The 24,856-nt window shown below is 37.3% G+C and carries 25 protein-coding genes, 1 tRNA gene, 3 pseudogenes and 2 riboswitches; of the genes and pseudogenes, 18 read left to right on the forward strand and 11 right to left on the reverse strand.

The features are described 5' to 3' along the window. The first annotated feature begins 8 nt into the window (after positions 1-8). The 4 genes from GHC26_RS11705 (at position 9) to GHC26_RS11720 (ending at position 3,851) form a co-directional block, all read left to right on the forward strand. Complete coding sequence (locus tag GHC26_RS11705) at positions 9-1,271, forward strand: cytochrome P450 (protein ID WP_163971455.1); 1,263 nt, start codon at positions 9-11, stop codon at positions 1,269-1,271. Positions 1,272-1,384: 113 nt separating this feature from the next. Further along, the gene (locus tag GHC26_RS11710; protein ID WP_163971456.1) at positions 1,385-1,831 is read left to right on the forward strand and encodes a MarR family winged helix-turn-helix transcriptional regulator; all 447 of its coding nucleotides are present in this window, start codon (positions 1,385-1,387) and stop codon (positions 1,829-1,831) included. Positions 1,832-1,920: 89 nt separating this feature from the next. Further along, positions 1,921-2,523 carry an NAD(P)H:quinone oxidoreductase gene (gene wrbA, locus GHC26_RS11715; protein ID WP_163971457.1) on the forward strand — a complete coding sequence of 201 codons (603 nt, stop codon included), beginning with the start codon at positions 1,921-1,923 and terminating at the stop codon, positions 2,521-2,523. A gap of 131 nt (positions 2,524-2,654) precedes the next feature. After that, positions 2,655-3,851, forward strand: coding sequence for a class I SAM-dependent rRNA methyltransferase (locus tag GHC26_RS11720; protein WP_163971458.1), 1,197 nt, complete (start codon positions 2,655-2,657; stop codon positions 3,849-3,851). A 758-nt stretch (positions 3,852-4,609) separates the two neighbouring features. Here GHC26_RS11720 and GHC26_RS16225 read toward each other — a convergent pair. Beyond that, positions 4,610-4,858, reverse strand: a complete 249-nt coding sequence (locus tag GHC26_RS16225) for a TetR/AcrR family transcriptional regulator (protein WP_163971507.1) — start codon at positions 4,856-4,858, stop codon at positions 4,610-4,612. A 19-nt stretch (positions 4,859-4,877) separates the two neighbouring features. After that, positions 4,878-5,330: a YaiI/YqxD family protein gene (locus GHC26_RS11730; RefSeq protein ID WP_163971459.1), complete on the reverse strand. Its 453-nt coding sequence runs from the start codon at positions 5,328-5,330 to the stop codon at positions 4,878-4,880. Between the two features lie 288 nt (positions 5,331-5,618). Between GHC26_RS11730 and GHC26_RS11735 the strand changes: the two genes are divergently transcribed. Then, a complete protein-coding gene (locus GHC26_RS11735; protein WP_163971460.1) occupies positions 5,619-6,131 on the forward strand; it encodes a DUF3231 family protein in 513 nt (170 codons plus the stop codon). A gap of 32 nt (positions 6,132-6,163) precedes the next feature. Continuing rightward, positions 6,164-6,769, forward strand: coding sequence for a GNAT family N-acetyltransferase (locus GHC26_RS11740; RefSeq protein ID WP_318937004.1), 606 nt, complete (start codon positions 6,164-6,166; stop codon positions 6,767-6,769). A gap of 43 nt (positions 6,770-6,812) precedes the next feature. Here the strand turns inward: GHC26_RS11740 and GHC26_RS11745 are convergent, their stop codons facing one another. Continuing rightward, positions 6,813-7,253 carry a YndM family protein gene (locus GHC26_RS11745; RefSeq protein WP_163971461.1) on the reverse strand — a complete coding sequence of 147 codons (441 nt, stop codon included), beginning with the start codon at positions 7,251-7,253 and terminating at the stop codon, positions 6,813-6,815. Between the two features lie 156 nt (positions 7,254-7,409). Next, a riboswitch (Lysine riboswitch) is annotated at positions 7,410-7,568 on the forward strand. Positions 7,569-7,743: 175 nt separating this feature from the next. On the opposite strand from GHC26_RS11745, the gene GHC26_RS11750 reads away from it, so the two are divergent. The 3 genes from GHC26_RS11750 to GHC26_RS11760 all read left to right on the forward strand — a co-directional run bounded on the left by GHC26_RS11750 (position 7,744) and on the right by GHC26_RS11760 (position 11,174). Next, complete coding sequence (locus tag GHC26_RS11750; protein ID WP_163971462.1) at positions 7,744-8,562, forward strand: squalene/phytoene synthase family protein; 819 nt, start codon at positions 7,744-7,746, stop codon at positions 8,560-8,562. 347 nt (positions 8,563-8,909) lie between these two features. Next, a complete protein-coding gene (locus tag GHC26_RS11755; RefSeq protein ID WP_163971463.1) occupies positions 8,910-10,460 on the forward strand; it encodes a BCCT family transporter in 1,551 nt (516 codons plus the stop codon). 249 nt (positions 10,461-10,709) lie between these two features. Further along, positions 10,710-11,174, forward strand: a complete 465-nt coding sequence (locus tag GHC26_RS11760) for a GNAT family N-acetyltransferase (RefSeq protein WP_163971464.1) — start codon at positions 10,710-10,712, stop codon at positions 11,172-11,174. Between the two features lie 66 nt (positions 11,175-11,240). On the opposite strand, the gene GHC26_RS11765 is transcribed toward GHC26_RS11760, so the two are convergent. After that, positions 11,241-11,615 (reverse strand): carboxymuconolactone decarboxylase family protein, encoded by a 375-nt coding sequence (locus tag GHC26_RS11765; RefSeq protein WP_163971465.1) that lies wholly within the window; start codon positions 11,613-11,615, stop codon positions 11,241-11,243. Positions 11,616-11,812: 197 nt separating this feature from the next. Here GHC26_RS11765 and GHC26_RS16230 point away from each other — a divergent pair, with 197 nt between their 5' ends. After that, complete coding sequence (locus GHC26_RS16230; RefSeq protein ID WP_404821792.1) at positions 11,813-11,899, forward strand: MerR family transcriptional regulator; 87 nt, start codon at positions 11,813-11,815, stop codon at positions 11,897-11,899. Between the two features lie 274 nt (positions 11,900-12,173). Further along, positions 12,174-12,819 (forward strand): annotated as a pseudogene (locus GHC26_RS11770) (transcriptional regulator). A 284-nt stretch (positions 12,820-13,103) separates the two neighbouring features. Here GHC26_RS11770 and GHC26_RS11775 read toward each other — a convergent pair. After that, positions 13,104-13,176, reverse strand: a tRNA-Ala gene (locus GHC26_RS11775). 165 nt (positions 13,177-13,341) lie between these two features. On the opposite strand from GHC26_RS11775, the gene GHC26_RS11780 reads away from it, so the two are divergent. The 4 genes from GHC26_RS11780 to GHC26_RS11795 all read left to right on the forward strand — a co-directional run bounded on the left by GHC26_RS11780 (position 13,342) and on the right by GHC26_RS11795 (position 18,660). Further along, the gene (locus GHC26_RS11780; RefSeq protein WP_226376927.1) at positions 13,342-13,626 is read left to right on the forward strand and encodes a YhdT family protein; all 285 of its coding nucleotides are present in this window, start codon (positions 13,342-13,344) and stop codon (positions 13,624-13,626) included. Continuing rightward, complete coding sequence (gene panF / locus GHC26_RS11785; protein WP_163971466.1) at positions 13,623-15,062, forward strand: sodium/pantothenate symporter; 1,440 nt, start codon at positions 13,623-13,625, stop codon at positions 15,060-15,062. The genes GHC26_RS11780 and panF overlap by 4 nt, the downstream gene beginning before the upstream one ends. A gap of 413 nt (positions 15,063-15,475) precedes the next feature. Further along, a riboswitch (SAM riboswitch) is annotated at positions 15,476-15,576 on the forward strand. 381 nt (positions 15,577-15,957) lie between these two features. After that, positions 15,958-17,022: a M42 family metallopeptidase gene (locus tag GHC26_RS11790; protein WP_163971467.1), complete on the forward strand. Its 1,065-nt coding sequence runs from the start codon at positions 15,958-15,960 to the stop codon at positions 17,020-17,022. A gap of 33 nt (positions 17,023-17,055) precedes the next feature. After that, entirely contained in the window at positions 17,056-18,660 is a 1,605-nt protein-coding gene (locus tag GHC26_RS11795) for a glutathione ABC transporter substrate-binding protein (RefSeq protein WP_163971468.1), read from the forward strand. Between the two features lie 477 nt (positions 18,661-19,137). Here the strand turns inward: GHC26_RS11795 and GHC26_RS11800 are convergent, their stop codons facing one another. Together GHC26_RS11800 and GHC26_RS15955 are read right to left on the reverse strand one after the other, a co-directional pair. Continuing rightward, a complete protein-coding gene (locus GHC26_RS11800) occupies positions 19,138-21,129 on the reverse strand; it encodes an acetoacetate--CoA ligase (RefSeq protein ID WP_163971469.1) in 1,992 nt (663 codons plus the stop codon). A 136-nt stretch (positions 21,130-21,265) separates the two neighbouring features. Next, positions 21,266-21,469 (reverse strand): annotated as a pseudogene (locus GHC26_RS15955) (DJ-1/PfpI family protein); the annotation flags it as partial. A 219-nt stretch (positions 21,470-21,688) separates the two neighbouring features. Here GHC26_RS15955 and GHC26_RS11810 point away from each other — a divergent pair. Beyond that, positions 21,689-21,817 (forward strand): annotated as a pseudogene (locus GHC26_RS11810) (BCCT family transporter); the annotation flags it as partial. Positions 21,818-21,920: 103 nt separating this feature from the next. Continuing rightward, positions 21,921-22,046, forward strand: coding sequence for a BCCT family transporter (locus GHC26_RS15960; RefSeq protein WP_226376930.1), 126 nt, complete (start codon positions 21,921-21,923; stop codon positions 22,044-22,046). Positions 22,047-22,254: 208 nt separating this feature from the next. Here GHC26_RS15960 and GHC26_RS11820 read toward each other — a convergent pair whose 3' ends face one another. From GHC26_RS11820 to GHC26_RS11830, 3 genes are all read right to left on the reverse strand, one after another. Continuing rightward, positions 22,255-22,692 (reverse strand): YueI family protein, encoded by a 438-nt coding sequence (locus GHC26_RS11820; protein WP_163971471.1) that lies wholly within the window; start codon positions 22,690-22,692, stop codon positions 22,255-22,257. A gap of 100 nt (positions 22,693-22,792) precedes the next feature. Then, the gene (locus GHC26_RS11825) at positions 22,793-22,972 is read right to left on the reverse strand and encodes a YfhD family protein (RefSeq protein WP_163971472.1); all 180 of its coding nucleotides are present in this window, start codon (positions 22,970-22,972) and stop codon (positions 22,793-22,795) included. A gap of 76 nt (positions 22,973-23,048) precedes the next feature. Further along, the gene (locus GHC26_RS11830) at positions 23,049-23,846 is read right to left on the reverse strand and encodes a TIGR00266 family protein (protein WP_163971473.1); all 798 of its coding nucleotides are present in this window, start codon (positions 23,844-23,846) and stop codon (positions 23,049-23,051) included. Positions 23,847-23,957: 111 nt separating this feature from the next. Between GHC26_RS11830 and GHC26_RS11835 the strand changes: the two genes are divergently transcribed. Then, positions 23,958-24,128, forward strand: coding sequence for a hypothetical protein (locus GHC26_RS11835; protein ID WP_163971474.1), 171 nt, complete (start codon positions 23,958-23,960; stop codon positions 24,126-24,128). A gap of 61 nt (positions 24,129-24,189) precedes the next feature. Here the strand turns inward: GHC26_RS11835 and GHC26_RS11840 are convergent, their stop codons facing one another. Then, positions 24,190-24,804: a spore coat protein gene (locus GHC26_RS11840; protein WP_163971475.1), complete on the reverse strand. Its 615-nt coding sequence runs from the start codon at positions 24,802-24,804 to the stop codon at positions 24,190-24,192. Positions 24,805-24,856: the final 52 nt, after the last annotated feature.

Genomic DNA, 24,856 nt, shown 5'->3' on the forward strand with positions numbered 1-24,856 from the left:
GTGTAAAAATGACATCAAATTACCAAATTCCAGTAGACCATGGCACCGATAATAGTTTGCAATTATTGATGGAGGGGTATCATTATATTCCAAATCGGTGTCGCAAATATAATACGAAAATCTTTGAAACACATATTTTGGGTGGACAAAAGGCGATTTGTATCCAGGGAAAAGAAGCGGCTGAAATTTTTTACGATAATGAACGGTTTCAACGAAAAGGGGCCGCACCTCCACGGATTCAGAAATCCTTATTTGGAGTGAATGCCGTTCAAACGATGGATGGAAAAGCACATCAGCATCGAAAAAAGTTATTTATGTCCCTAATGACACCAGAACGTATTCAATTGCTAAAAGAGATTACCGAACAACAATGGGATATTGCAATTGATAAATGGGAGAATATGGATGGTCGTATCGAATTGTTTACGGAGACTGAAGAAATGATGACACGTATAGCGTGCCAATGGGCTGGTGTTCCGTTACGTGCAAGTGAATTAACAGCAAGAGCAAGTGACTTAGGTGCGTTGATTGATGCATTTGGTGCAGTTGGTCCTAGACATTGGCATGGAAGAATAGCAAGACCAAGAATTGAGGCATGGATTATGAATGTGATAGACCAAGTACGAAACGGCAATTTAAAGCCACCAGAAGATACACCGTTACATGCATTTAGTTGGCACCGTGATTTAAATGGAAATTTGTTAAGTACAAATATGGCAGCTGTTGAGTTAATTAATATTATACGACCAATTGTAGCGATTGGCCGGTATATTACATTTGGTGCATTAGCGTTACATGATTATCCAGAAACAAAAGAAAAGTTACAAGAGGATGATGGAACCTACAGCCAAATGTTTGTCCAAGAGGTTCGCCGCTATTATCCATTTGGTCCGTTTCTTGGTGCACGTGTCAAAAAAGACTTCACATGGAATGGACATGCCTTTAAACAAGGGACGATGGTGTTATTAGATATTTATGGAACCAATCATGATCCAGAACTCTGGGATAACCCAGATAGGTTCTACCCTGAACGCTTCTATAATTGGGAAGGAAGTCCATTTGATTTCATTCCACAAGGTGGAGGAGATTATCATATGGGCCATCGTTGTGCTGGAGAATGGGTAACCATTGAGGTCATGAAAACAAGTTTAGATATAATGGCCAAAAAACTTGCATATTCTGTCCCTGACCAAAACTTAGAATTCAGTATGGTACGGATGCCGTCTATTCCAAAGAGTCGATTCATTATCGAAAATGTGCGTAGAATATAATCTTTGTCAATCATGTAAATGGTTGAAGTGGTTTGCATTTACATGATTGACGTTTCTATGTAAATTAGTATATAATTATTTCGAATTCGAGATTTTTTAAAGGAATGATAAAGATGGCTGAAAAGAGGGAACAAGAAAATTTGTCGTTAAAGTTATTTGTTGTATTAACGCGTGCATTACAATCCATAAAAAAACAAGTGGAAGCAGATATTAGAAGCTACGGACTAAATACGACCGAGTTTGGTGTACTAGAATTGTTATTTCATAAAGGCGATCAACCGATTCAAAAAATTGGGGATAAAGTATTGCTGGCTAGTAGTAGTATTACCTATGTCGTTGACAAACTAGAAGAGAAAAAGTATTTAGAGCGTAGACCTTGTCCAACAGATCGCCGCATAACACATGCTGTATTAACAGATAAAGGCCGTGAGTTAATGGAGGAGATCTTTCCGAAACATAGGGAAGCGGTGCACAACATATTTGAGGGATTATCAACAACTGAGAAGGAAACAATGATTACACAGTTGAAAAAGTTAGGTCTTTATGCCGAAGATCTTTAATTTATAGAGCTGCTTTTTGAATATATTTCCGGTATTTGGAAATCCTAATTATTACTGTTTATATACTTACATAAAAGGAGATGATACATTTGGCAAAAGTAAATCTAGCAGTTATTTATTATAGTTCAACAGGAACCAATTATCAGTTAGCACAGTGGGCTGAAGCAGGCGCTAAGGACGCTGGAGCAGAAGTAAAGGTTGTGAAAGTTCCAGAACTTGCACCTGAAGAGGCAATTGCATCTAATCCTGCTTGGAAAGACCATTATGAAGCAACAAAGGATGTACCAGAGGCAACCTCAGATGATATTGAATGGGCAGATGCTATTATTTTTAGTGTACCAACAAGATTTGGCAATTTACCAGCACAAATGAAGCAATTTTTAGACACACAAGGTGGACTATGGGCTAATGGGAAAACGGTAAATAAAGTAGTAAGTGGTATGACATCAGCACAAAACCCACATGGTGGTCAAGAGGCGACACTCCTTGCTCTATATACTTCTATGATGCACTGGGGTGCCATTATAGCTACCCCTGGATATACCGATCCTGTATTATTTGGAGCAGGAGGAAACCCATATGGAACTAGTGTATCAGTTGACCAAGATAATAAGATGGTTGAAGATGTAGAAGCTGCGGTTAAACATCAAGCGAAACGAACCGTTGATATTGCACAACGCGTAAAAGGATAAAGAAATAGGAGAGAGCTGGTCAGGGGATTACTGGTCAGCTTTTTTCATATTTGCTTGGACAATCTCCCCTATATTATGCTTACAAATAGAATCTTTTAAGAAATGGTAAAAAATGTAGATAGGATGACACGATGACAAATATAGTTAATATACATGCGAAAAAGAAATTTGTTCAGCAATATCAAAAAGGATTTCCCCTTATTAATAAAGATACGATTATGGATGCAGGAGTTTTGCAAGGGGAAGGAAGTATTATACATCTCCATGATCATAGTGGAAAATTTATAGCAAAGGGGTATTATGGAAGGCAGAATAAAGGAATTGGGTGGATTCTTACAACGGACAAAAAACAAAAGATTGACGAGTCTTTCTTTGAACATAAAATGGTAGAGGCAATGAATAAGAGGCAATCCTTTTATAATGATACGGAAACAACCGCCTTCCGCATATTTAATGGTGAAGGAGATGGAATAGGTGGCTTAACAATTGATTATTATGCAGGTTATTATGTGATTAATTGGTATAGTGCAGGGATATATGCGTTTAAGGAATTTGTGATCCGTGCTCTAGATAACATAGCAGATTATAAAGCAATTTATGAAAAGAAACGTTTTGATACAAAAGGTCACTATATTGATGATGATGATTTTGTAAAAGGGGAACGCGGTGAATTTCCGACTATTGTGAAGGAAAATGGTATGCAGTATGCCGTTTATCTAAACGATGGTGCCATGGTTGGGATTTTTCTTGATCAACGAGATGTGCGGAAAGCGATTCGCGATCGTTATGCCATTGACAAAAATGCATTAAATACATTTTCTTATACAGGAGCCTTTTCTGTTGCAGCTGCATTAGGTGGTTCAGTGAAAACAACTAACGTTGATCTCGCAAAACGGAGTAAAGGAAAAACAATAGAACAATTCAGTGTGAATGGGATCGATTTCGAACAACAGGACATTATTGTAATGGATGTCTTTGATTACTTTAAATATGCGAAACGGAAAAATTTGACCTATGATCTCGTTATTTTAGACCCGCCGAGTTTTGCACGTTCCAAAAAACGTACCTTTAGTACTGCGAAAGATTATCCGGATTTACTGAAAGATGCGATTCAGATCACGGAGAAAAACGGGCTGATTATTGCTTCAACCAATAATGCGTCGTTTGGTATGAAAAAATTCAAAGGGTTTATTAAGAAGGCCTTTGAGGAAATGGGTAGTTCTTATAAGGTAATAGAGGAATTCTCATTACCAGAAGATTTCACAGTTCATCCATCTTTTCCTCAGGGGAATTATTTAAAAGTCGTGATTGTTGAGAAAAGGTCATAAGTACGCTTTAGTGACCGAATCAGCAGGGTATGTTGTATAGGGAACACGCTTGTCAATGCCTGAATCAGCAAAGAAAGACGTGAAAAGATAGTAGCGCGCGCTTGTCAGTGACCGAATTAGCACATAATGTGGTAGAAGGGTAACAGATCACGCCTCTCTGTGACTGATTCGGCATGCAAAGTTGTAAAAAGGTAACAGAGGAAGCTTCTCAGTGCCAGAATCAGAAAGCAAAATAGAAAAAGGTCATAGAGCACGTTTCTCAATGACCGATTCAGAAAGAAAAGCCATCAAAAGTTGTGGCAAAAAGCGCCACGACGAGGCTTGACTTATGCTTGCCAGATAAGAAACAAAACGTTCTTACTGCATAAGTGCAACTAAGGCTTTTGCCATAAGAACTCGGCGAAAAGCCTAGTTTTCTAATCGGGGGTGATCATGGCGCTTCTAGCTTTTGTTAACAAATAATCCATTCTGTAGGATGTGTTTGATATAAGACAACCACTCGGGTTGAGGAATGTCTGAATGGTTAGGAATATCAATTGTTTGGAAAATAAAACCTAAGATTAAGGTGTCTGGGATAGAAGGATCTAATCGCTTCTCTTTTCTTCCGAGGTCAACAAAGCTTTGTAAAAAACGGTACATATCATGATGCAGTTGTTCCAATTGTTCTAAATTAGTTTTAACTGCTTCATTGGTTTCAGGAATTTTAAAGGCGATTTTCGGTATGTTATAAACCTCATTATCTTGAAAAATAATATGTATTAGAAAATCAATTGACGCAAAAAACTGTCATATGCTTTGAACTGTTGTAATGTTAATAGGAATTTCTCCATTTCATATACCATATATTCCGTTATTAAAGCTTCTTTATTTCCATAGTATTTATATAATGTTCCCCTTGCAATGTCCAGTTGTTCTGGAACGGAACGAAATGTAAATCCCTCATATCCGTGTTGGAGTAGAGTTTTTTTTTGTTGTTTGATAAAGTGTCTCTTTCGAAAATTTCCGATCTCGTGCTATTTTATGTCCTCAACTTTCCCTGATTGATTTGATTGTTTGTTTCAGTAACGTTTCAAATTTTGTTTTATCTTCATCAGTGAATGGTTTTGGTCCCTTTGTTTTTTGCCCACTTCTTCTAGCCTTGGCACTTAGATGGCGTGCCTGTAGCAATTGGTCAATATTTTCATTCGTATACTGGAACCCTTTATGATGTAAAATGATGCACCCTTTTCCTAATCCAAGGGAAGCCAAACCATAATCCTGTGTAATAATAATATCATGCTTTTGCGCGAGTTTCATGATACGATAGTCTGCCGCATCAGAACCGGTATCAACATAAATCGTTTCCACTCCCTCTTTAGGTTCATCATGGGAAAAGTGACTAAAGCTTTTCACTAACACAACAGGGATATGAGCTTTCTTTGCAACAGAAATAACGATATCTTTTACGGGGCTTGCGTCTGCATCCACATATATTTTCATCGTATGTATCTCCTTTTAATATCAGTAAGTTGATTGTGAGGATAATGGCAGTCGCTATATTTGTCAACTTTGAAATGTAAATGGTGAATAGAAAAAGGAAGTAGGAGCAAGATATGGATAAACATGTTGTTTACATTATAAATCAAGGCTGTTTTCCCTCAGGGTTGGTTTAGCACTCATCCTATAAAGAGGATGATCATAACTACTGCGCATTATATAGATTATGCGACGTAGAAAACAACAAAGTATGCGAAAAGAGCCTAAATTAAATTCATGGAGGTAAAGCTAATGGGTATATTAGGAGGAAATCCAAAAGAAGAACCAATGCATTATGGTGAGGTATTTGGAACATGGACATTCTTAATGAGTTCTCAATCGTTAGTGGCTGGCTATCAAACACTTTATAATCATACTGGTGATGGTGATTTGAAAAAAATCATAAAAGAAGCAATTGATGATTGCCAGGATGCAATTACAAAAGTGGAAGCATTATTAAAAGAAAATGGTGTAGGACTTCCACCAGCCCCACCCGAACGGCCAGAAGCACAACTAGATGATGTTCCAGTTGGTGCTAGGTTTCAAGACAAAGAAATTGCAGCAATGGTAGCAAAAGATAATGCTGCTGGGTTAGTAGCATGCAGTAAGATAATGGGAGAGTCTATCCGAGAAGATATCGCAACGATGTTTGGAGAAATTCATACAAAAAAGGCAACATTAGGAGCAAAAATTCTTCGGCTAAATAAGGAAAAAGGATGGCTTATTGCTCCACCATTGCATCAACAGCCATCGGAAAATGATTAAAAGAAAAAACAAATCACCATTGTTGGGATACAATGGTGATTTACTATTTCGTTTGGCAATACGCTCCATTTGTAAATATTCGTCACTATGATTATGATAATAAAGGGATTAATAAAGATATAAAAGGTGATGACATGGAAAAATATATCGTAATGGATGAAATGACGAAAAGCGATTGGCCTGCTGTCCAAGCTATTTATGAGGAAGGAATCCAGACAGGGAATGCAACATTTGATACCGTAGCACCTACTTGGGAAGAGTGGAATGCACAACATATTGCATCATGTAGATTTGTTGTTCGCGAAGATGACCGTGTTATTGGCTGGATCGCGTTAAGTCCATATTCTACAAAAAGGGCCTATCAAGGGGTTGCCGAGGTTAGTATATATATTAGTCAACATAGTGCTGGAAAAGGAATTGGGCGTAAGCTGATGGAAATCTTAATTAAGGAAAGTGAGGCAAGTGGCTTTTGGACCTTACAAGCTGGAATTTTCCCCGAAAATACCGCTAGCCTCACTTTACATAAAAAGTTTGGGTTTGAAGAGGTTGGAATAAGAAAGCGTATCGGAAAGCTTAATGGTGTGTGGCGGGATGTTGTTTTATTAGAACGTAGAAGTTCAAAAGTTGGTATGGACTAAGAAAAAAGCTGACCAATATTCCTAAAGGTCAGCTATGATGGATTTATCCTTTTCGATGCTGGTCAATTTCAGATTTAGGGTCTGTTTCTTCAGCAAACTCAGTTTGTAATTGGTTTAAGGTGCGATTATCATGACGTGTTCCTGTAATTTTATTGACGACAAAACCATGTACAAATGGCTCACTACATGCGATTAAAAAAGCAGAGATAAGGGATAATGTAATAATTGGTATATTTCCCCAAATAAACATATTTCCTAATACCCATAGGGAAACAAATGTTAAGCCGAAGTCGGCAAAAGAAGCAACAACATTTCCAAACATTCGTAAAATAAGTAAATCACCTATTGCATAAGCAATAATGGTGGTAAGAACACTAATCCAAAGTAAATTGATTAAATTAGCTTGATGAAATACACCAAAAATTGCATAAACCGTAAAGGCGATAATAACAAATTTAATTCCGATAGCTTTAATATGTTCCATATGTTAGCCATAATCCTTTCCTATTGTTTTCTGTTAGTATTTGTCTATTGCTAAAAATTTATGAGAGTCACATATTTTTACCAATAATATACACTTAAATTAAACTTGATCATCCTATGTAATTCATGCATAAATTCTTAAGAGACCTTATCAGATCGTTGAGGTAGAGGTGCGGGCAATAAAAGTAATCAATGGGAGCATGACATCGATGAACATTGACGAAAGGATTGCTGGCCGAAGCGTAACAGGGGTCAAGCTTGTTATTGCTGGTGTCATCATCCAAAGTTCGATGTAGATGAACGTTCTATGCTTAATATTGGGAAGGTTTTTATTTCGTCGGTATTGGATTATTTACAAGAAGATAACAGATAATTCTAGAAAAAGCTTAATCCCAGAAAGTCTGATCTGGGATTAAGCAAAATTCATATAAATTTGCCACATTATTTGGTATACTAAAGGTACCTCATGTTCCATGAAGGAGGATCTTACATTGAGTGAAGCAGCAAAATTGCAAAAAGACGCAATGCGGATGCTTAAGCTAACGAGTAGGACGTTTTACATACCGATCAAACTGTTAAAACCAACGTTAAAAGATACGGTTGGATCTGCTTATTTATGCATGCGTGCAATAGACGAAATGGAAGACCATGAAACTTTAAATAAAGAAACAAAATCCTACTTATTACGAGAAACTAGCAACCTTTTGGCTAATAACTTCGACGAAGAAGCTTATCAACGACTCGTCAAACCTTATCAAGATGATTTACCTGAAGTTACATTACGCCTAGGGGATTGGATTAAGGTTTGTCCAACTGAAATTGTCGATAAGGTAAAAGAATCAACAAGTATCATGGCAAAAGGAATGGCGGATTGGGTCGAAAAAGATTGGCATATTCAAACAAAAGAAGACCTTGATGATTACACGTATTATGTTGCTGGTTTAGTTGGTGTTATGCTCTCAGACATTTGGAACTGGTATGATGGCACAGAAACAGATCGTGAGCTTGCAATTGGTTATGGACGAGGTTTGCAAGCAGTAAATATTTTACGAAACCAACATGAAGATGATGAGCGTGGTGTTCAATTTATTCCTGATGGTTGGACAAGAGATGATGTTTTTGCTTATGCTACGAAAAATTTAAGTTTAGCGGATGAGTATATGAAAAGTATTGATAATCGCAATATCCTCCTGTTTTGTAAAATACCACTTGCACTTGCCCATAAAACCTTAAAAGCAATGCGAAATGGAAAAGAAAAAATGTCACGACAGGAAGTAGAAAGTACAGTAGATAGTATATTAAATGAATAAAATATTGAAAATGAAGCACGATTAGAAATGATTAGTCGTGCTTTTTTAGTATCTAAAAATGGGGATAGATAGAAATTGTTGGTCATACAGTCTTGGCCATGTAATATATATTAAAAGTGAAACCTATAGAGAGGAAGGGATGAAAATAGGAAATGGATGGATAAAAATAGTTGACGATAAACAATTTAAGCCCTATAATCAAAAACTATGTAATTATATTCAAAAAATTGAAGTAAGTTGTTGGTGCTAGTTTTAGGGAGAAATTTGATAAAAATAGTATTAACAATGAAAATTCGAGGGTCTTTGGATGTAGTCAGATCTTCGTTTCAAAAAATAGGAGGAAAAGTGTGAAATCAAAAAAAAAGGTTCCATTAGACTGGCCTGTATTTTTAATAAGTGGTGGTTTTTTAATTTTATTTATCTTACTATCATTCTTTAATAGTGACATGGTAGGTAATGCGATTACAACATTATTTGATTACTCTGCAGAATTTTTTGGAGCATACTGGCAGGTATTATTGCTAGGGAACTTCTTTGTCGGGATTGGATTAGCCATTTCAAAGTACGGAAAAGTACGTTTAGGTAAGCAAGATAAACCAAAATATAGCTATTTTCGTTGGGTAGCCATGATTCTGGTTACACTACTAGCGAGTGGTGGTGTTTTCTGGGCAGCTTCTGAGCCTATGTACCACTATATGACTACCCCTCCATTACTAGGTGGTGGAGAATTTAATGATATGTATGGTGCATTTGCGCATGCATTTATGCACTGGGGTTTCTTGGCTTGGGCGATTCTAGGAACATTAGCATCCATTGTGATGATGTACGTACACTATAATAAAGGATTTCCATTACGTCCAAGAGGATTATTATATCCTATCTTTGGGGAGAAAATTTATCATAAAAATGCAATTGGTACATCCGCGGACGTTTTTTCAATAATTGCTACGGTTGCCGGTACCTTGGGACCACTAGGGTTTTTAGGGTTGCAAATATCCTATGGACTTAATCATCTATTTGATGTTCCAAATACTTTAACGGTAAGTATCATCGTCGTACTTGGTCTAGCCACGATTGCCGCAATTTCAGCTGCTACAGGGATTGATCGCGGAATTCTTACTTTAAGTCGCTATAATGTTGGTTTTACTATTTTCTTAGCAATAGTTATTTTAATTATCGGACCAACTTTCTTTATCATTGATGCATTTGTTGGGGGTACAGGATCCCATCTCCAAAACTTTTGGGCAATGACCTTGTTCCGTGGAGATCATGCTTGGCTAGGTGCTTGGACAATCTTCTTTTGGGGATGGTTTATTGGCTACGCACCAATGTTAATTGTGTTTATTAGTCGAATCTCCCGTGGTCGGACCATTCGTGAATTAATTATTGCTGTTTCCATTGTCGCACCATTAGTCAATAATTTCTGGTTCTCTATCGTGGGTGGATCTGGTGTGTTTTTTGAAAGAGAAAATCCAGGTTCCGTATCGAATGCATTGAATGAAGGTGGTATGCCAGCAGCGGTTATGGCCATAACAGATCAGTTGCCACTAGGTTTATGGATTGGTTTAGGATTCTTGATTGTTTCCGTTATCTTTGTTGCGACAACAGTTGATACAATGTCTTATACCGTAGCAGCAACCTTAACAGGAAATGACACGCCAAAACGCTGGTTACGTGTTTTCTGGGCGATTATTTTCGGTTTAACGACTGTTATGATCTTGTCAATCGGGGAAGACAGTATTTCATCTATACAAAACTCGATTGTTATTACAGCTGTTCCAGTGTCCTTGTTATTATTGCCACCTTTATGGCAAGCACCAAAAATTGCTCGAAAAATGGCCTTAGAGCAAGGACTAATCTGGCAGCGGGAGTTAATGCGCAAAGTTGATAAGAAATAAACGATAAGGAGAAAAGGCTGTTTTTCGGGGATAAAACAAGATCCCATAAAACAGCCTTTTTACACGTTAGGAAAGTATAAAATTTTGGCTAGGAAGAAGACTCGACGTTGCTAAAATTTTAATGTCCCAAGTATAAGAAAAACGAACACGTTCGCTAAAGGACGAGCGAATGCGAGTTTTTCTAAAATGAACAGTTTATGGTATCTACACTTATACTAGATAGTAGTTAGGTTGTAGAGGAGAATCATGATGGAGATAAAAAAAACGAAGGATTATGAAAAGATTGCTTTATTAAATAAGCATGTACATGATTTACATGTTTCTTTATACCCGAATTATTTTAAGGAATATGAAGAAGGTTCAATGAAGGATTTTTTTAAAACAGTTGTCACTTTTCCAAATCATTATTTTCTATTGCTAGAGGATCAGGGGGAAACAAAAGGGTATGCGTGGGTTGAACGAATCAATCAACCAGAAGATATGTTCCGAAAAGCTTACCAGTGCTTATATGTGCATCAAATTAGTATTAATCCAACTAACCAAAATCAAGGGTATGGCAGGCGATTAATGAAGGCGATTTATAATTTAGCAAGAAGGCAAGGTATAAAACGGGTTGAATTAGAATATTGGATTGGAAATGATGTGGCGAGAGCATTTTATAAAAAGGAAGATTTTAAATCTTATCGAGAAGTTGTATACAAAGAAGTTGATTAGATTAAGACGGAAACGACCATACCTTAAATGATCGTTTCCGTCTGTTTTGGTACATGAGATATGTACTTAATGTTTGGTCCCATGATAATGATCAAACGTTTCCATTGCTAACGTAACTCCTTGGGAAAATGCAGCACCTCCACCTAATGCAGAGCTAACAGCAATGGTTTCAGCAATTTCCTCTTCAGTTGCACCATGTTCTACTGCACCTTTTGTATGATACATAATACAATATTCATCTTGTGCATAAATACTAATTCCTAGTGCCATTAGCTGCTTTTCTTTTTGACCCATTGTTCCCTCTTCAAAACATGCATCCGTAAACTCGAAATAGCTTTTGGTGATTTTCGGTAAACGTTCCTCTAAACGACTACTCCCTTCCTTATAATCAAGGATGGATTGATCAAAGTAATTATCAATTTCTTCTGGGTTCATTTCCATTTTTACTACCTCCAATTCATAATTATTGTTATACATTTTTATCCTTTATAATTAGATAGGAATCATGCATGGAATAAACTGGAATCCCCTGAAATTTTAAGGAATATAGTTGACCCTCATATAACGTTGAGAAAAAAGAGGAGCTGGCTTATGAAAGTAAAGGTCGTTTCGGAAATTCTGGTGTCAGTGTCTGGACCTTGCATTATTATGATCAAATTGGCTTATTAAAACCAGATACGATCAATGCACCGATCTATCGGAGTTACTCTGAGGATAATTTGTAGACATTACAGCAAATATTGTTTTTAAAGAACTGGGGTTTCCATTAAAAGAGACCAAACAAATGATTTACAGTGAGCACTTTGATAAGAAGGAGGCGTTATACCTTCATCGAAATGATACAGTTTAGGACAATTAAGTTGAATACAGAATTATGTTGCTAATCACCCCCGCTTGAGCTATTATTGTAATAATTAAAATCCCCTCTGCTATTGTGCTTCCCCCACTTTATAAAAATCCAGCTGCTATTCATTAAAATTTAATAAGGATGTGTTAATCATGGAACCATTTGAACAAGCATTGAACAACTGGCTTCAACAAAACATTTCTGAGGAGAAAAACCATAGCGACGTGAAATATTGATGAAAGGATTAGGGTATGGGACTATTGAATTCCTCCGTTTAATCTGGTATCCTGCCATCAGAAGTTTTGAGCATTTATATCCAGAATGGGAAGTACGAGATTTCAACAATGGGTACCGTTATCTTGATCTTGCTTATATGCCTGAAGGTGCTAAAGGAGGAATAGAGATTCAAGGATATGGACCACATGCAAGAGATCTTGATGTTAGAAGATTTAAAGACTTATGCTGGCGGCACTCACTGTTAGCATTAGATGGCTGGACTTTTTCACCTATTGCTTACTTATCTGTAAAAGAAGAACCCAAACAATGCCAACACTTGTCCTTTCTTTTATCGGCAAGTTTGTTTCCACTGATGTACCCACAGGTTTAACGTGGCTTGAAGCAGAAGTTGTACGCTACTCCCGTCGTATGCTCCGACCGATTACTCCACTTGAACTCGCAAAACATCTGAATATTAGTGACCGACATGCTCGAAGAATCCTCCGTAAACTGTTAGAACAACAGATACTTGTTGTTGCAAGCGGTAAAGAACGAATACGGTCGTATAAGCTTAGAAATTAGTGAAATAAGGAACGATGTTAGTTTTATAGATGAATCGTGATTCCGTTATTTCTAGAAAAAGTAATATATAAAGGGGATTGATGAATCGAGGTTCCGCTATTTGCTAAATATCGACCAGAATTTAATAGATTTACTACCTATAGTGGAACGAGGATTCCATAACGCCTTAAAAGTGGGATAATTTTATACAATAGCGGAATCAGGATCCGCTTAGTTAGTTTAATAGACTCCAATCAAAAAAACCAACCCATCTGGCTTGGCCAAATGGATTGGTTTTTTAAAAGTGGAGCATATCGGGCTCGAACCGATGACCTCTTCGCTGCCAGCGAAGCGCTCTCCCAGCTGAGCTAATGCCCCATCAAACATGTTATATTATAATATTATTTTGTAGCACGATCAAGTAGAAAAATTCATCTAACAAATGATGAATCAAAGTCGCAAATTTTCCTATATTTACATAATAACATTGATACGCTATATTTAAAGTAGTAAAATTTGCTATACGATCAAAGGGGGATCGGTATGAGAAAAGATGCAATGGAAATGAAGGACCATCATCGTAAAATTGTGAATCGGGAGGCACTTATCGGTGTAGGACTGGTCCTATTTAACTTTATTTGGTGGTTTGCATTTGCATATGGGTTAGGTGGAAAAGACCCATCAGAATACACGTATGTTTTTGGTTTACCAGCATGGTTTTTTTATAGCTGTGTGCTTGGTTTTATCATCATGTCTATTTTAGTAGCTATCGTTGTGAAAAAGTTTTTTGTGGAGATACCTTTTGATGAAGAAGAGGAGAGCCAATGAATATAGAAGCGCTAATTCCGTTGATACTGTTTTTAATTCTTATTTTTGGTGTTGGTATTTGGGCAGGGAAATATGTTCAAACACCTAAAACATTTTTAAATGAATATTTTTTAGGTGGTCGAAGTTTAGGTGGATTTATCTTAGCAATGACGATGACCGCAACTTATGGAAGTGCTAGTAGTTTTATAGGTGGACCTGGAGCTGCTTATAATGAGGGACTTGGCTGGGTACTACTATCGATGACACAAGTGGCAACAGGTTATTTTGTGTTAATGGTTCTAGGTAAGAAGTTCGCAATTGTAACGCGACGATATCAAGCGGTTACGATGGTGGACTTTCTAAAAGAACGTTATCAATCTAAGTGGGTCGTACTAATTTCGTCCATTAGCATTATTATCTTTTTATTTTCTGCAATGGCGGCACAATGGATAGGTGGTGCTAGATTAATAGAATCGTTGACTGGTTTAAATTATACTAGTGCACTATTTATTTTTGCCTTATCCGTGCTTATTTATGTGACAATTGGTGGCTTTCGTGCAGTTGCCTTAACGGACGCCATTCAAGGTAGTGTCATGTTTATTGGGACCTTAATTTTACTAATTGCCACGATTATTGCTGGTGGAGGGATCCCCAATATTATTAGTGACCTTACCGCGGAGAATCCTAATTTAGTAACCCCATATGGTGCTGATGGGACATTGACAGCTACATACGTATCCTCTTTCTGGATTTTGGTTGGTGTCGGAGTCATTGCACTACCACAAGTAGCTGTTCGTGCGATGTCTTACAAAAATTCGCGATCCATGCATCGTGCCTTGATTATTGGAACGATCGTTGTAGGGTTTATTATGCTAAATATGCACTTAATTGGGGTGTTTGCACGTCCTATTTTACCTGGTATTGAAATAGCGGATACCGTCATGCCCCTTATTGCGTTAGAAGTGATGCCGGCATGGCTTGCTGGCATAGTATTAGCTGCACCAATGGCGGCAATTATGTCTACGGTCGACTCATTACTTTTATTAGTTAGCTCTACTATTGTAAAAGATGTGTATTTAAATTACATTGAACCAAAAGCATCCTATGAGCGAGTGAAACGATTAAGTATTACCATTACTGCTGTTTTAGGAATTATTGTTTTTGTCTTAGCGTTAAATCCGCCAGATCTTATCATATGGTTAAATCTATTTGCGTTTGGTGGATTAGAAGCAGCCTTTATTTGGCCAATTATTATGGGGCTATATTGGAAAAAAGGGAATAAAAATGGTGCAATTGCGTCCATGATTGTGGGGGTTGGACTCTATATTCTTTCCGATTCATTTTTTCCACAGCCGCTTGGTTTACATTCAGTAGTTTTACCAGTTGTATTCTCCTTTATCGCTTATGTAGGGGTGAGCTTGTTAATGCCAATTACTCAAAAACAACTACAAAAATAAAGCATTACTTAGAGGAGGAACAAGGACACTTGGATTGGAAATATGCCCTGTTTCATCATTAGAAAAACTCGCATTCGCTCGTCCTTAGCGAATGGGTTAGTTTTTCTTATACTTGGGACATTAAAATTTTAGCCACGTCGAGTCCACTTCTTAGCTAAAATTTTATGCTTTCCTAACGTGTTAGAAAAACTCGCATTCGCACGTCCTTTAGCGTGTGTTCGTTTTTGGCAGCTAGGAAAGTATAAAAACTTTCCCACTGCATAAGTGCAACTAAGGCATTCACCATTAATGCCTTGGCGAATGCCAAGTTTTCTAAGAAGGTAAGCCTTACTACTCTTTTAAATTTTTATTTTCTTCTTGACATTATGATTTAATAGATGTATAGTTTTGATATTCAATTAAATAGATTTTCTTTCTTATCTAGAGAGGTGGAGGGACTGGCCCTTTGAAGCCTCGGCAACAGACTGAAATAGTACTGTGCCAATTCCAGAAGCGTAATGCTTGAAGATAAGAAGAGCGAATGACTTTTGTTTATAAACCTCTTCTTAATTTCAAGAAGGGGTTTTTTATTTTTAGATTTTCCAAACGTATTGAAGGGGGTTAAATGTCAACGCAGGTAAAGCTTACATATTTTGAATTGGAAAGAAGGGATATTAACGAGCTAGATCGTTTGATCCTAAGGTAACACTGGATAATCTTGAGGTACTTAAACAAACACCAACAATACTTATATTTTTCAAAAAAATAGTTGATTCCTATATTCGTCTCGGATATAATAATTTAACACCTTAAAAAGATACCTTTTTATTCCCAAGGTATAATTTAGGAGTGTATGTTTAAAAATTTATTCCTGATGATGGTTGTATCAGGATGTAAGTAGAGAGGAGAGGTTGTAATGGATTCATTAGTGAAACAATTAACAGAATTGAATGGCCCATGTGGGTATGAACATAATGTCACCTACTTCATAGAAGATTATGTAAAAGGTAAAGTCGATGATGTGAAAGTAGATGCGGTTGGAAATGTTATTGCCCGAAAAAAAGGGGACAAGCCAGGTCCAGTAACATTATTAACCGCACATATGGATGAAGTTGGATTTATTGTGAAGAAAATTGAGGACAATGGTTTGTTGCGATTTGAAAAGCTTGGCGGTAATGATGATCGTACATTGTTAGCTCAAGAAGTAAAAGTACTTGGATCAAATGGAGAGATCAATGGTGTGATTGGTACCATTTCAGCACACTTTGTGAAATTTGATGATCCTAAAAAGGTCCGTCCTCATACGCAATTGTATATTGATATTGGAGCTACTTCTAAAGAAGATGCACTAGCGTTAGGGGTGGATGTTGGCACACCTGTAACATGGGCGACTGAAACGAAGAAAATAGGACGAGAAGACAATGAAGTGTTTGTTGGTAAAGCATTGGATGATCGAGCTGGATGTGCTGTTTTATTGTCTGTGTTAAATGAGGTTCAAGATACATCGTTTGCAGGTGAACTTATTTTTCTTTTTGCTGTTCAAGAGGAAGTAGGTTTGCGTGGTGCACAAACAGCAATCAATGGCTTAAAAGAGGTAGATGTGGCCATTGCAGTGGATGCAACTGTTGTAAGTGATACACCTGAAGAAGGGAAAGATCACAGCTTACTTCTAGGCGCAGGAACTGGTATTAAGGTAATGGACTTTAGCTTAATTGTCCAAAAAACAATAAAAGATACGCTACGTAAAATCGCAGACGAAGAAAGTATAACATACCAAATGGAAATTTTCCCTGGTATTGGAACAGATGGTGCAGCTGTTGCGCCAGCAAATAGTGGCATACCAACAGGTGTTTTATCAATCCCTTCTCGTTATTCTCACTCACCAGTTGAAGTAGTGAATAAACAAGATTTACTAGCAACTAGGGATTTACTGAAAGCATTTGTGTTACGTATTGATGAAAATACAAGCTTTGCATTTTAATAATATCAACTAGAAAAAGGAGATTTGACAGTTATGCAATCAATAAAGAAAGGTTTTTTCACAATTGTTTTACTCGTATTAATTAGTATGGTACTTGTTGCATGTGCAAGTGAACCGAACGAAAATGAAAGTTCATCTGATGATAGTGAAGGGTCAAGTGAAGGAAAAGGTGGCGATTTAGTAATAGCTAATTTGTCTGATGCTGTTTCACTTGATCCACCGAGCTCAAATGATACACCATCTGCTGATGTAACGATTAATATTTTTGAAACGTTAGTCGTACAAGATGAGAATATGGAAAATCAACCAGGCCTTGCTGAAAGTTGGGAACAAGTTGATGATAAAACATGGGAATTCAAATTACGTGAAGGTGTAACATTTCATGATGGGTCCGAATTTAATGCAGAAGTTGTTAAAGCGAATATAGATCGTATTTTAGATCCAGAATTAGCATCTCCAGTTGCATTTATGTACGATATGATCACAAACGTAGAGGTAGTAGACGACTATACCGTTCACTTTGAAACAGAATTTCCATTTGCACCACTTCCAGCACACCTTGCACATCCAGGTGGGTTAATTGTTTCAAAAGAACAAATTGAGGCAGATTATGCTGCAATGGAAGAAGGAGAAGAACCAGGAAGTGTAATTAATGAAAACCCACAAGGAACAGGGCCATTTAAATTTGAAGAATGGCAATCAGGTCAATCTATTAAATTAGTTCGAAATGAAGATTACTGGGGAGAAAATGCATTACTAGATTCTGTTACATTCAAAGTAGTTCCAGAGGATTTAACACGAATTGCTGAATTAAGAACTGGTGACTCTCACATAACGAATCCATTAAGCCCATCTGATTTAGAGCAAATTGAAGCCGAAGATGGTATGTCTGTAACAAGACAATCAAGTTCTTCCTTATCATATATTGGATTTAATAGCGATAAAGAGCCGTTTAATGATCAACGTGTACGCCAAGCTATTTCCATGGCAATTAACAAAGAGGAAATTATTAATGGGATTTACGACGGAATCGGGATCCCAGCAAAAGGACCAGTAGCCCCTGGTGTATTTGGTTATGACGAAGAGTTAAATGGTTTAGAGTACGATGTGGAAAAAGCGAAAGAATTGTTAGCAGAAGCAGGATTTGAGGATGGTTTTACTGCTACAATTTGGACAAACGATAACCGAGAACGAATTGATACTGCAACAAATGTACAAGAACAACTTGCTGAAATTGGAGTCGAATTAGAAATAGAAGTATTAGAATGGGGTGCTATGTTAGACCAAACCGCTCAAGGAGAACATGAGATGATGGTATTTGGTTGGACAAATGTTACTGGTGATGCAGATAATAGTTTGTATCCACTATTCCATTCGGATAATCTAGGTTCAGCAGGGAATCGTACGTTTACTGCAGATGAGGATCTTGATTCTTATTTAGCAAATGCACGTCAAACATCAGATCAGGAAGAACGCCAAGAATTCTATAGTCAAGCACAGGAACGTATTGCGGAATTAGCTCCAATGATCTTTATTCATCACCAAGAATATCTATTAGGAGTACGTGATGAAGTAAAAGGATTATCACAGCTTCCAACTCAATTATTGCAATTAAAAGAAGTATATATAGAAGAATAACTAGATTCTATTCAATGATCATTTGCGTTAAGGATTTATAAATAAAATGCACACGTTATTTCATAAATGAAATTATGTAACGTGTGCATTTTTTCGTTATATCAAGTGATAATAGATACTGTGCTCAGTTACCACTTAGCAAGTTTTAATGCTTGGATTGTCACTGATAAGGATGCTCATTCCCCTTTTTGTACAAATTCCAGCAAGAAAGGTAACAGAGAAGCGTGCTCAATGCCCTATTTGTGCAATTCCAGCAAGAAAGGTAACAAAGAAGCAAGCTCAATTGCCTTTTCGTACTATTTCCAACAAAATTGGTAACAGACAAGCACTCTCTGTTCTTTTTTTCACGTTAGGAAAGCATAAAATTTTAGACAAGAAGCGGATTCGGTGTAGCTACAATTTTTACGTCCCAAGTTTCTAACATGATTTCAAGCTAAATTGGTCTCAGAAACACGAGCTCGACTATCATTTGCCAAGTTATGTGCTCAGTTTAATTGTCTCTCTAGCATATTGTTCATAGAAATCTAGGGCATTCGCATTACTTAAGGACCCTTTATTAACGACTTCTTCAACCGGTTTTCCCATTAGTAATTTCTTGACTGGAACTTCTAGTTTTTTCCCATTTAATGTTTTTGGTATATCTGGTACTTCCACAATTGCCGTTGGGACGTGTCGTGGCGAACATTGTGTGCGAATTTGTTTTTTGATGGCCTCTTCCAGTTGTGGTGTTAATATTTGTCCTTCTTTCATCAACACAAATAGTGGAACAAAGGATTCCCCTTTACCTAATGGGATATCAACTATTAAGCTATCGGCTATTTCTTTTATTTGGTCTACAGCACGATAGATTTCACTTGTTCCTATCCGTACACCACCACGATTAATGGTTGCATCTGAACGTCCGTAAATAACACATGATCCATGATCCGTTATCTTTACATAATCTCCATGGCGCCAAATCCCAGGGAAGACATCAAAATAGCTATTCTTTAAACGAGAGCCATCTTCGTCATTCCAAAAATAAATTGGCATAGAAGGGAAAGGTTTTGTTAAAACAAGTTCCCCTACTTCTTCAATTTGGGCTTCTCCTTCGTCATTAAAGCATTCTATTTTTGCTCCAAGGCCACGACATTGCAATTCCCCTGCATAAACTGGCAAAATGGGTGCCCCTAATACAAAGGCTGTACAAACATCTGTCCCACCACTAACCGAGGCAATCCACAAATCGCTTTTTACATTGTCGTAACACCATTGAAATCCTTCTGGTGGGAGAGGTGATCCTGTAGAACTAATATTTTTTAATGCACTTAAATCAAATGTCTCACCAGGCTTTAGTTCATCTTTCATACTTGCTGTTAGGTAACTAGCACTAGTGCCAAAAACGGTCATTTTCGTATCTTGAGCAAATTTCCATAGCATTTTATTATCTGGGTATGCTGGGTTCCCATCATACAACATAATCGTACTTCCAGTGAGTAATCCACTTACAAGGAAATTCCACATCATCCATCCAGTCGTCGTAAACCAAAAGAAACGATCTTCGCTTCCTAAATCAGCATGGAAGGTTAACGCCTTAAGATGTTCAAGTAATATTCCGCCTTGACTATGTACAATTGGCTTCGGTTTACCAGTTGTTCCTGAGGAAAATAATACCCAAAGTGGATCATTGAATGGTACATGTTCATATGTAAGAACTTGTTGACTTTCGGCTGTAATGGCATCATTCCATGTTGTAACATTCTTTAATCCGTGAACGGAAGGATTTTGATGGAGAAAAGGTACAACAATAGTAGCTTCTAATGATGGGAGTTCAGCTTGGATCTGTTTAATCACATTTAATCGGTCAAACGTCTTTCCTGCATAATGGTAGCCATCGACTGTTATCATTACTTTTGGCTTAATTTGCTTAAATCGATCAATAACACTTTGCGTTCCAAAATCTGGTGATGCACTTGACCAGATTGCTCCTAGGCTAGCTGTGGCAAGAAAGGCTACAACCGATTCGTAAATATTTGCAGTATACGCGACAACACGGTCTCCCTTTTCAACACCAAGGTTCTGGAGTGTTTGTTGGAAACTAGCTGTATCTTGATAAAGCTGTTTCCATGTTACTTCTTGTTTTTCACGTGATTCGGATGCATGGATTACGGCAACCTTATTTTCGTCACGATTCCGAAAGATGTGTTCTGTATAATTGATTGTTGCTTCAGGAAACCACTTCACACCAGGCATCTGATGTTTGGTTAGTACGGTTTTATAGGGGGTGTTTGCTTGAATATTAAAATAACCCCATAGCGACTCCCAAAAGGCTTCTAACTCGTTAACAGACCATTTCCAAAGGGAATGATAATCGTTAAATAAAAGTTGCTTTTCTTGTTTGAGCCATTGCATGTAATGATAGAGATTAGATTGTTCTATCCGCTTTTCATCAGGTTGCCATAATAAAGAACCTTCCTTAATTTGACTCATTATATTCCCTCCTGAATATTTAGATGATTATTACTATTATAGAAAAACGCTCACGCTGTGTAAAGTCTATACAGACAAGATCACCCTGAAGAAATAAAAGCAAATGTATGTTTTTTTGAAAGGTAAGTACAAAATTGTCCGCATTACTGCCTTCAGGGACAAGAATCACGTCATAGTCCTCTGCTTGGCAATCAGTAAATGTATAAGCAGATTCAGGGGGAACGCCATACTTTCCAATGTATTTTTTGTTTGCTTCTTTTCCAACTAAATGGACATCTGCCCCTTCCTCTTGAAGGCGTAAAACTGGGTACCAAAGCTCAAGATTATTTCTCCAAATAATTTAGAATCCATAACAGCAAAAATAACTCAATTTATTTCAGTAAATTTTGGATGGTACTATTTATCCCGCATGTAACGGGCAGTAAGACCCCCACATCAAGATTTCTTAGGAGATCCAAGAAAGATAAGTGGGGGATCAAACTGCCCGTAAATGTCCGATTCGTTCAACTAACAATCAGTGGGGGAGGAAAGGAAACCCTATTAATAGTCCATGTTAATGTTGTTTTTTTGTATATATTTAGTATTTTCCCGCTACGGTAAGATTGAGCTCGGTAAGGATACAGATAAGCCTGAATTTAATTTACCTACATGGTTTGTGATGTTATTTAGTGCAGGTATGGGGATGGGACGCTAGGGATGTTAAGCACTTCTGGACTATTGAACCCAGCGAATTCGGCTAAAATTGTATGGGGGCTTACTCAATCAGCTCTTGTGGCAATTGTCGTGTCTTTATGGGAACACAAGGGTTGCAAAACGTTCTCATTATTGCGGCTCTACCTTTTTCGATTGTAATATTATTAATGTGCACATCATTTTTAAAAACAGTAAGAAAAGACTATGTACCAAAAAAAGAATAGGGCTTCTAGAAAAGTGCTGAAGCCTTGGTCACCCTCGATTAGAAAACTTGGCTTGCCGCTAATCCTTTATGGCAAATGACTTCGTTTTACTTACGCGTATAGGATAAGGAAAGCTGTGTCAGTAATGCACTGCCCGAGAAAAAGTGAATTTTTTAAAAGGACGTGCAAAATTGGTCACGTACGACTCTTGCGCTACTTAACCAATTTTTTACGTAAACCATCGTTTTATTTTAGCAAATACGGAACTGTCGTCATCTGTTGATTCCGTTTCATCCGTTGTTTCTTCAAGGAAAATATTTTCTTTGTCAATCGCATGATCATAGGTTAAGACAGCACCAATATCCGTATTGGCTTTCTCATCTGTAATGGTTGTATAAGGGATGTCATATTTAGAAGCTAAGGCTTTTTCTTCTTTTAAAAAACGGTGAGCAACTTTACCATTAATTATAAGCTCTGTATCACGGTTGTTACGCATCGTTTCTTCTAAAGCCCTTAGTCCTTTATCACTCATCACTTGTCCCTTTGTTAATGCAATGACAATCCGCTCTCGTAATGTTCCTAAATATTTTTTTCGTTCCGCCTGATTCGGGTCTTTTTTTCCGTATATCCCTTCTGTAAGATAATCTTCAACATCTTTTTTACCCATTGAATATGCCTCACTTTAATGTATTAAGTATACACCTATTTTACACAGTTAATGATGTTAGGAAAAGCGATACCTATTCGGATCGCTTTTCCACTGTCAATTACTTGTGCTTTGCTCGTTTATCTGCAGCATTTGCACGTTGTTGTGCTTCTTTATCTTCATGATCTGCAAATTCTTCTGCATATTCTACATCATGTCCATCACTATTACGTAATTGATTTCTTGGTGTTTGTGCTAGTCGATTTCGTCCTCTGGATTTGTTGTGTTCATCTCTACCCATATAGTTCACCTCATTTAATTTAGAGTCATACATGAGTAGTTTGTGTAGGAATAAATGTATTAAACCAAAAAGAACGTTATTTTCTGTCGCCACCTAATATATCAAATAAGCCACCCGCGATACTACCTTCCCCTTTGTTTTCACCCCCATTTTCTGGAGTGGCAGCAAATACTCTGCTAGCTAATCTGCTAAATGGAAGTGACTGAACCCAGACAGTTCCTGGTCCGCGAAGTGTCGCGAAGAATAAGCCTTCACCACCAAATAGTGCCGTCTTTACACCACTTACAAATTCAATGTTATAGTCAACATCACCTGTCATGGCAACAAGACATCCTGTATCAACTAGTAACTTTTCTCCTGGTTCTAATTCTTTTTTGTGAATGGTTCCACCAGCATGAACAAATGCCATACCATCGCCTTCTAATTTTTGCATGATAAAGCCCTCCCCACCAAAGAAACCAGTACCAATTTTACGTTGAAATTCAACACCTACTGCAACTCCTTTAGCTGCGGCAAGAAAGGCATCTTTTTGACAAATCAGTTTACCGTTTATTTCACTTAAATCCATTGGAATGATTTTTCCTGGATAAGGTGAGGCAAAGGAAACATGCTTCTTTCCCGTTCCTTCATTGGTGAAGGTAGTCATAAATAAACTTTCTCCAGTTAATACACGTTTTCCTGCACCAAGCAGTTTTTCCATAAATCCGCCTTGATTTTTTGAGCCATCTCCAAAGATGGTTTCCATTCGTATTTGATCTTCCATCATCATGAGGCTACCTGCTTCTGCGATAACCGTTTCTTGTGGATCAAGTTCCACTTCTACAAATTGCATATCATCGCCATGCAGTTTGTAGTCGATTTCGTGATTATTCATTTTATCCTCTCCTTTATGTATATCTCTCCTTTATAATTATATGCTATTTTCCACATACTAGAGAAGTATACACGAGTATAAATTTTATTATATAAAGGAGGGGGATTCTGAATGGAACATGGTCAAATTTGTAAAGCATGTCAAGGAACTGGTATGTTAGCTGATGATGAAGGATGGCAATATAAATGTCGAATTTGTAATGGAGATGGTTTGTATAACAGTGCCGATGTTAGACCTTCCGAAATTCTGGATGTAGATGAAACAAACCGAATATTGGATTAGTAAACAAGCAGAAAAAACTACCTATCCTGAAGTTATAGGTAGTTTTTTCTTCAAAATAATCTTAATGAGGCATGTTGCCCTGAATTGGTGCAAAGCTGTTTTTCAAAGCTTGCATATCTTGCTGTTGTAATTGTGGTACTTGATAATATTGATTTTTGTTCTGATATAAAAATACTTCATAGGCCATCTCGACCATGTTTGGTACACTGTCAGCAAACACGCGTCGTAATACTGGGTTTGTTACCTCCAATGCGGTCATCGTAAATGTTGATGCACATGCCTTTAAGGCACTCATCATGTAGCTTGATACACACTGGTCATTAATCTCATTAACAGATTGAGCAGGTGACTTTGGCTGGGATGGTTGCATACCATAGACGACATCATTACTTTGTGTCATATTATAGGTGTAGGTCTCTACAGTTGGCTTCTGGCCAGTTTTTAATGTTTCTACAATTGTGTTATACAGTTGTTTTAAAAAGGTTTGGTGCTGTTGAAGCATTGTTTTTAGTTCTGGATCTTGAATGTGTTGTTCATACAATAAATATTGTTCCATTCCACCAGTTAGTGTTGATAAAGCTTCATGTGCATCAAACAGCTCATGTCCTCCTAGACTTTGTTGGGCAGGCATTTGTGTGGATGATTGTAAATCTTGGTTTTGATTTTGACCTTGCATACTTACATCCTCCTTTAAGATAGTCGTCATTATTTTAAGCCAAAATGTTGGA

The organism is Oceanobacillus halotolerans, assembly GCF_010993955.1.
Lineage (GTDB): Bacteria > Bacillota > Bacilli > Bacillales > Amphibacillaceae > Oceanibacillus_A > Oceanibacillus_A halotolerans.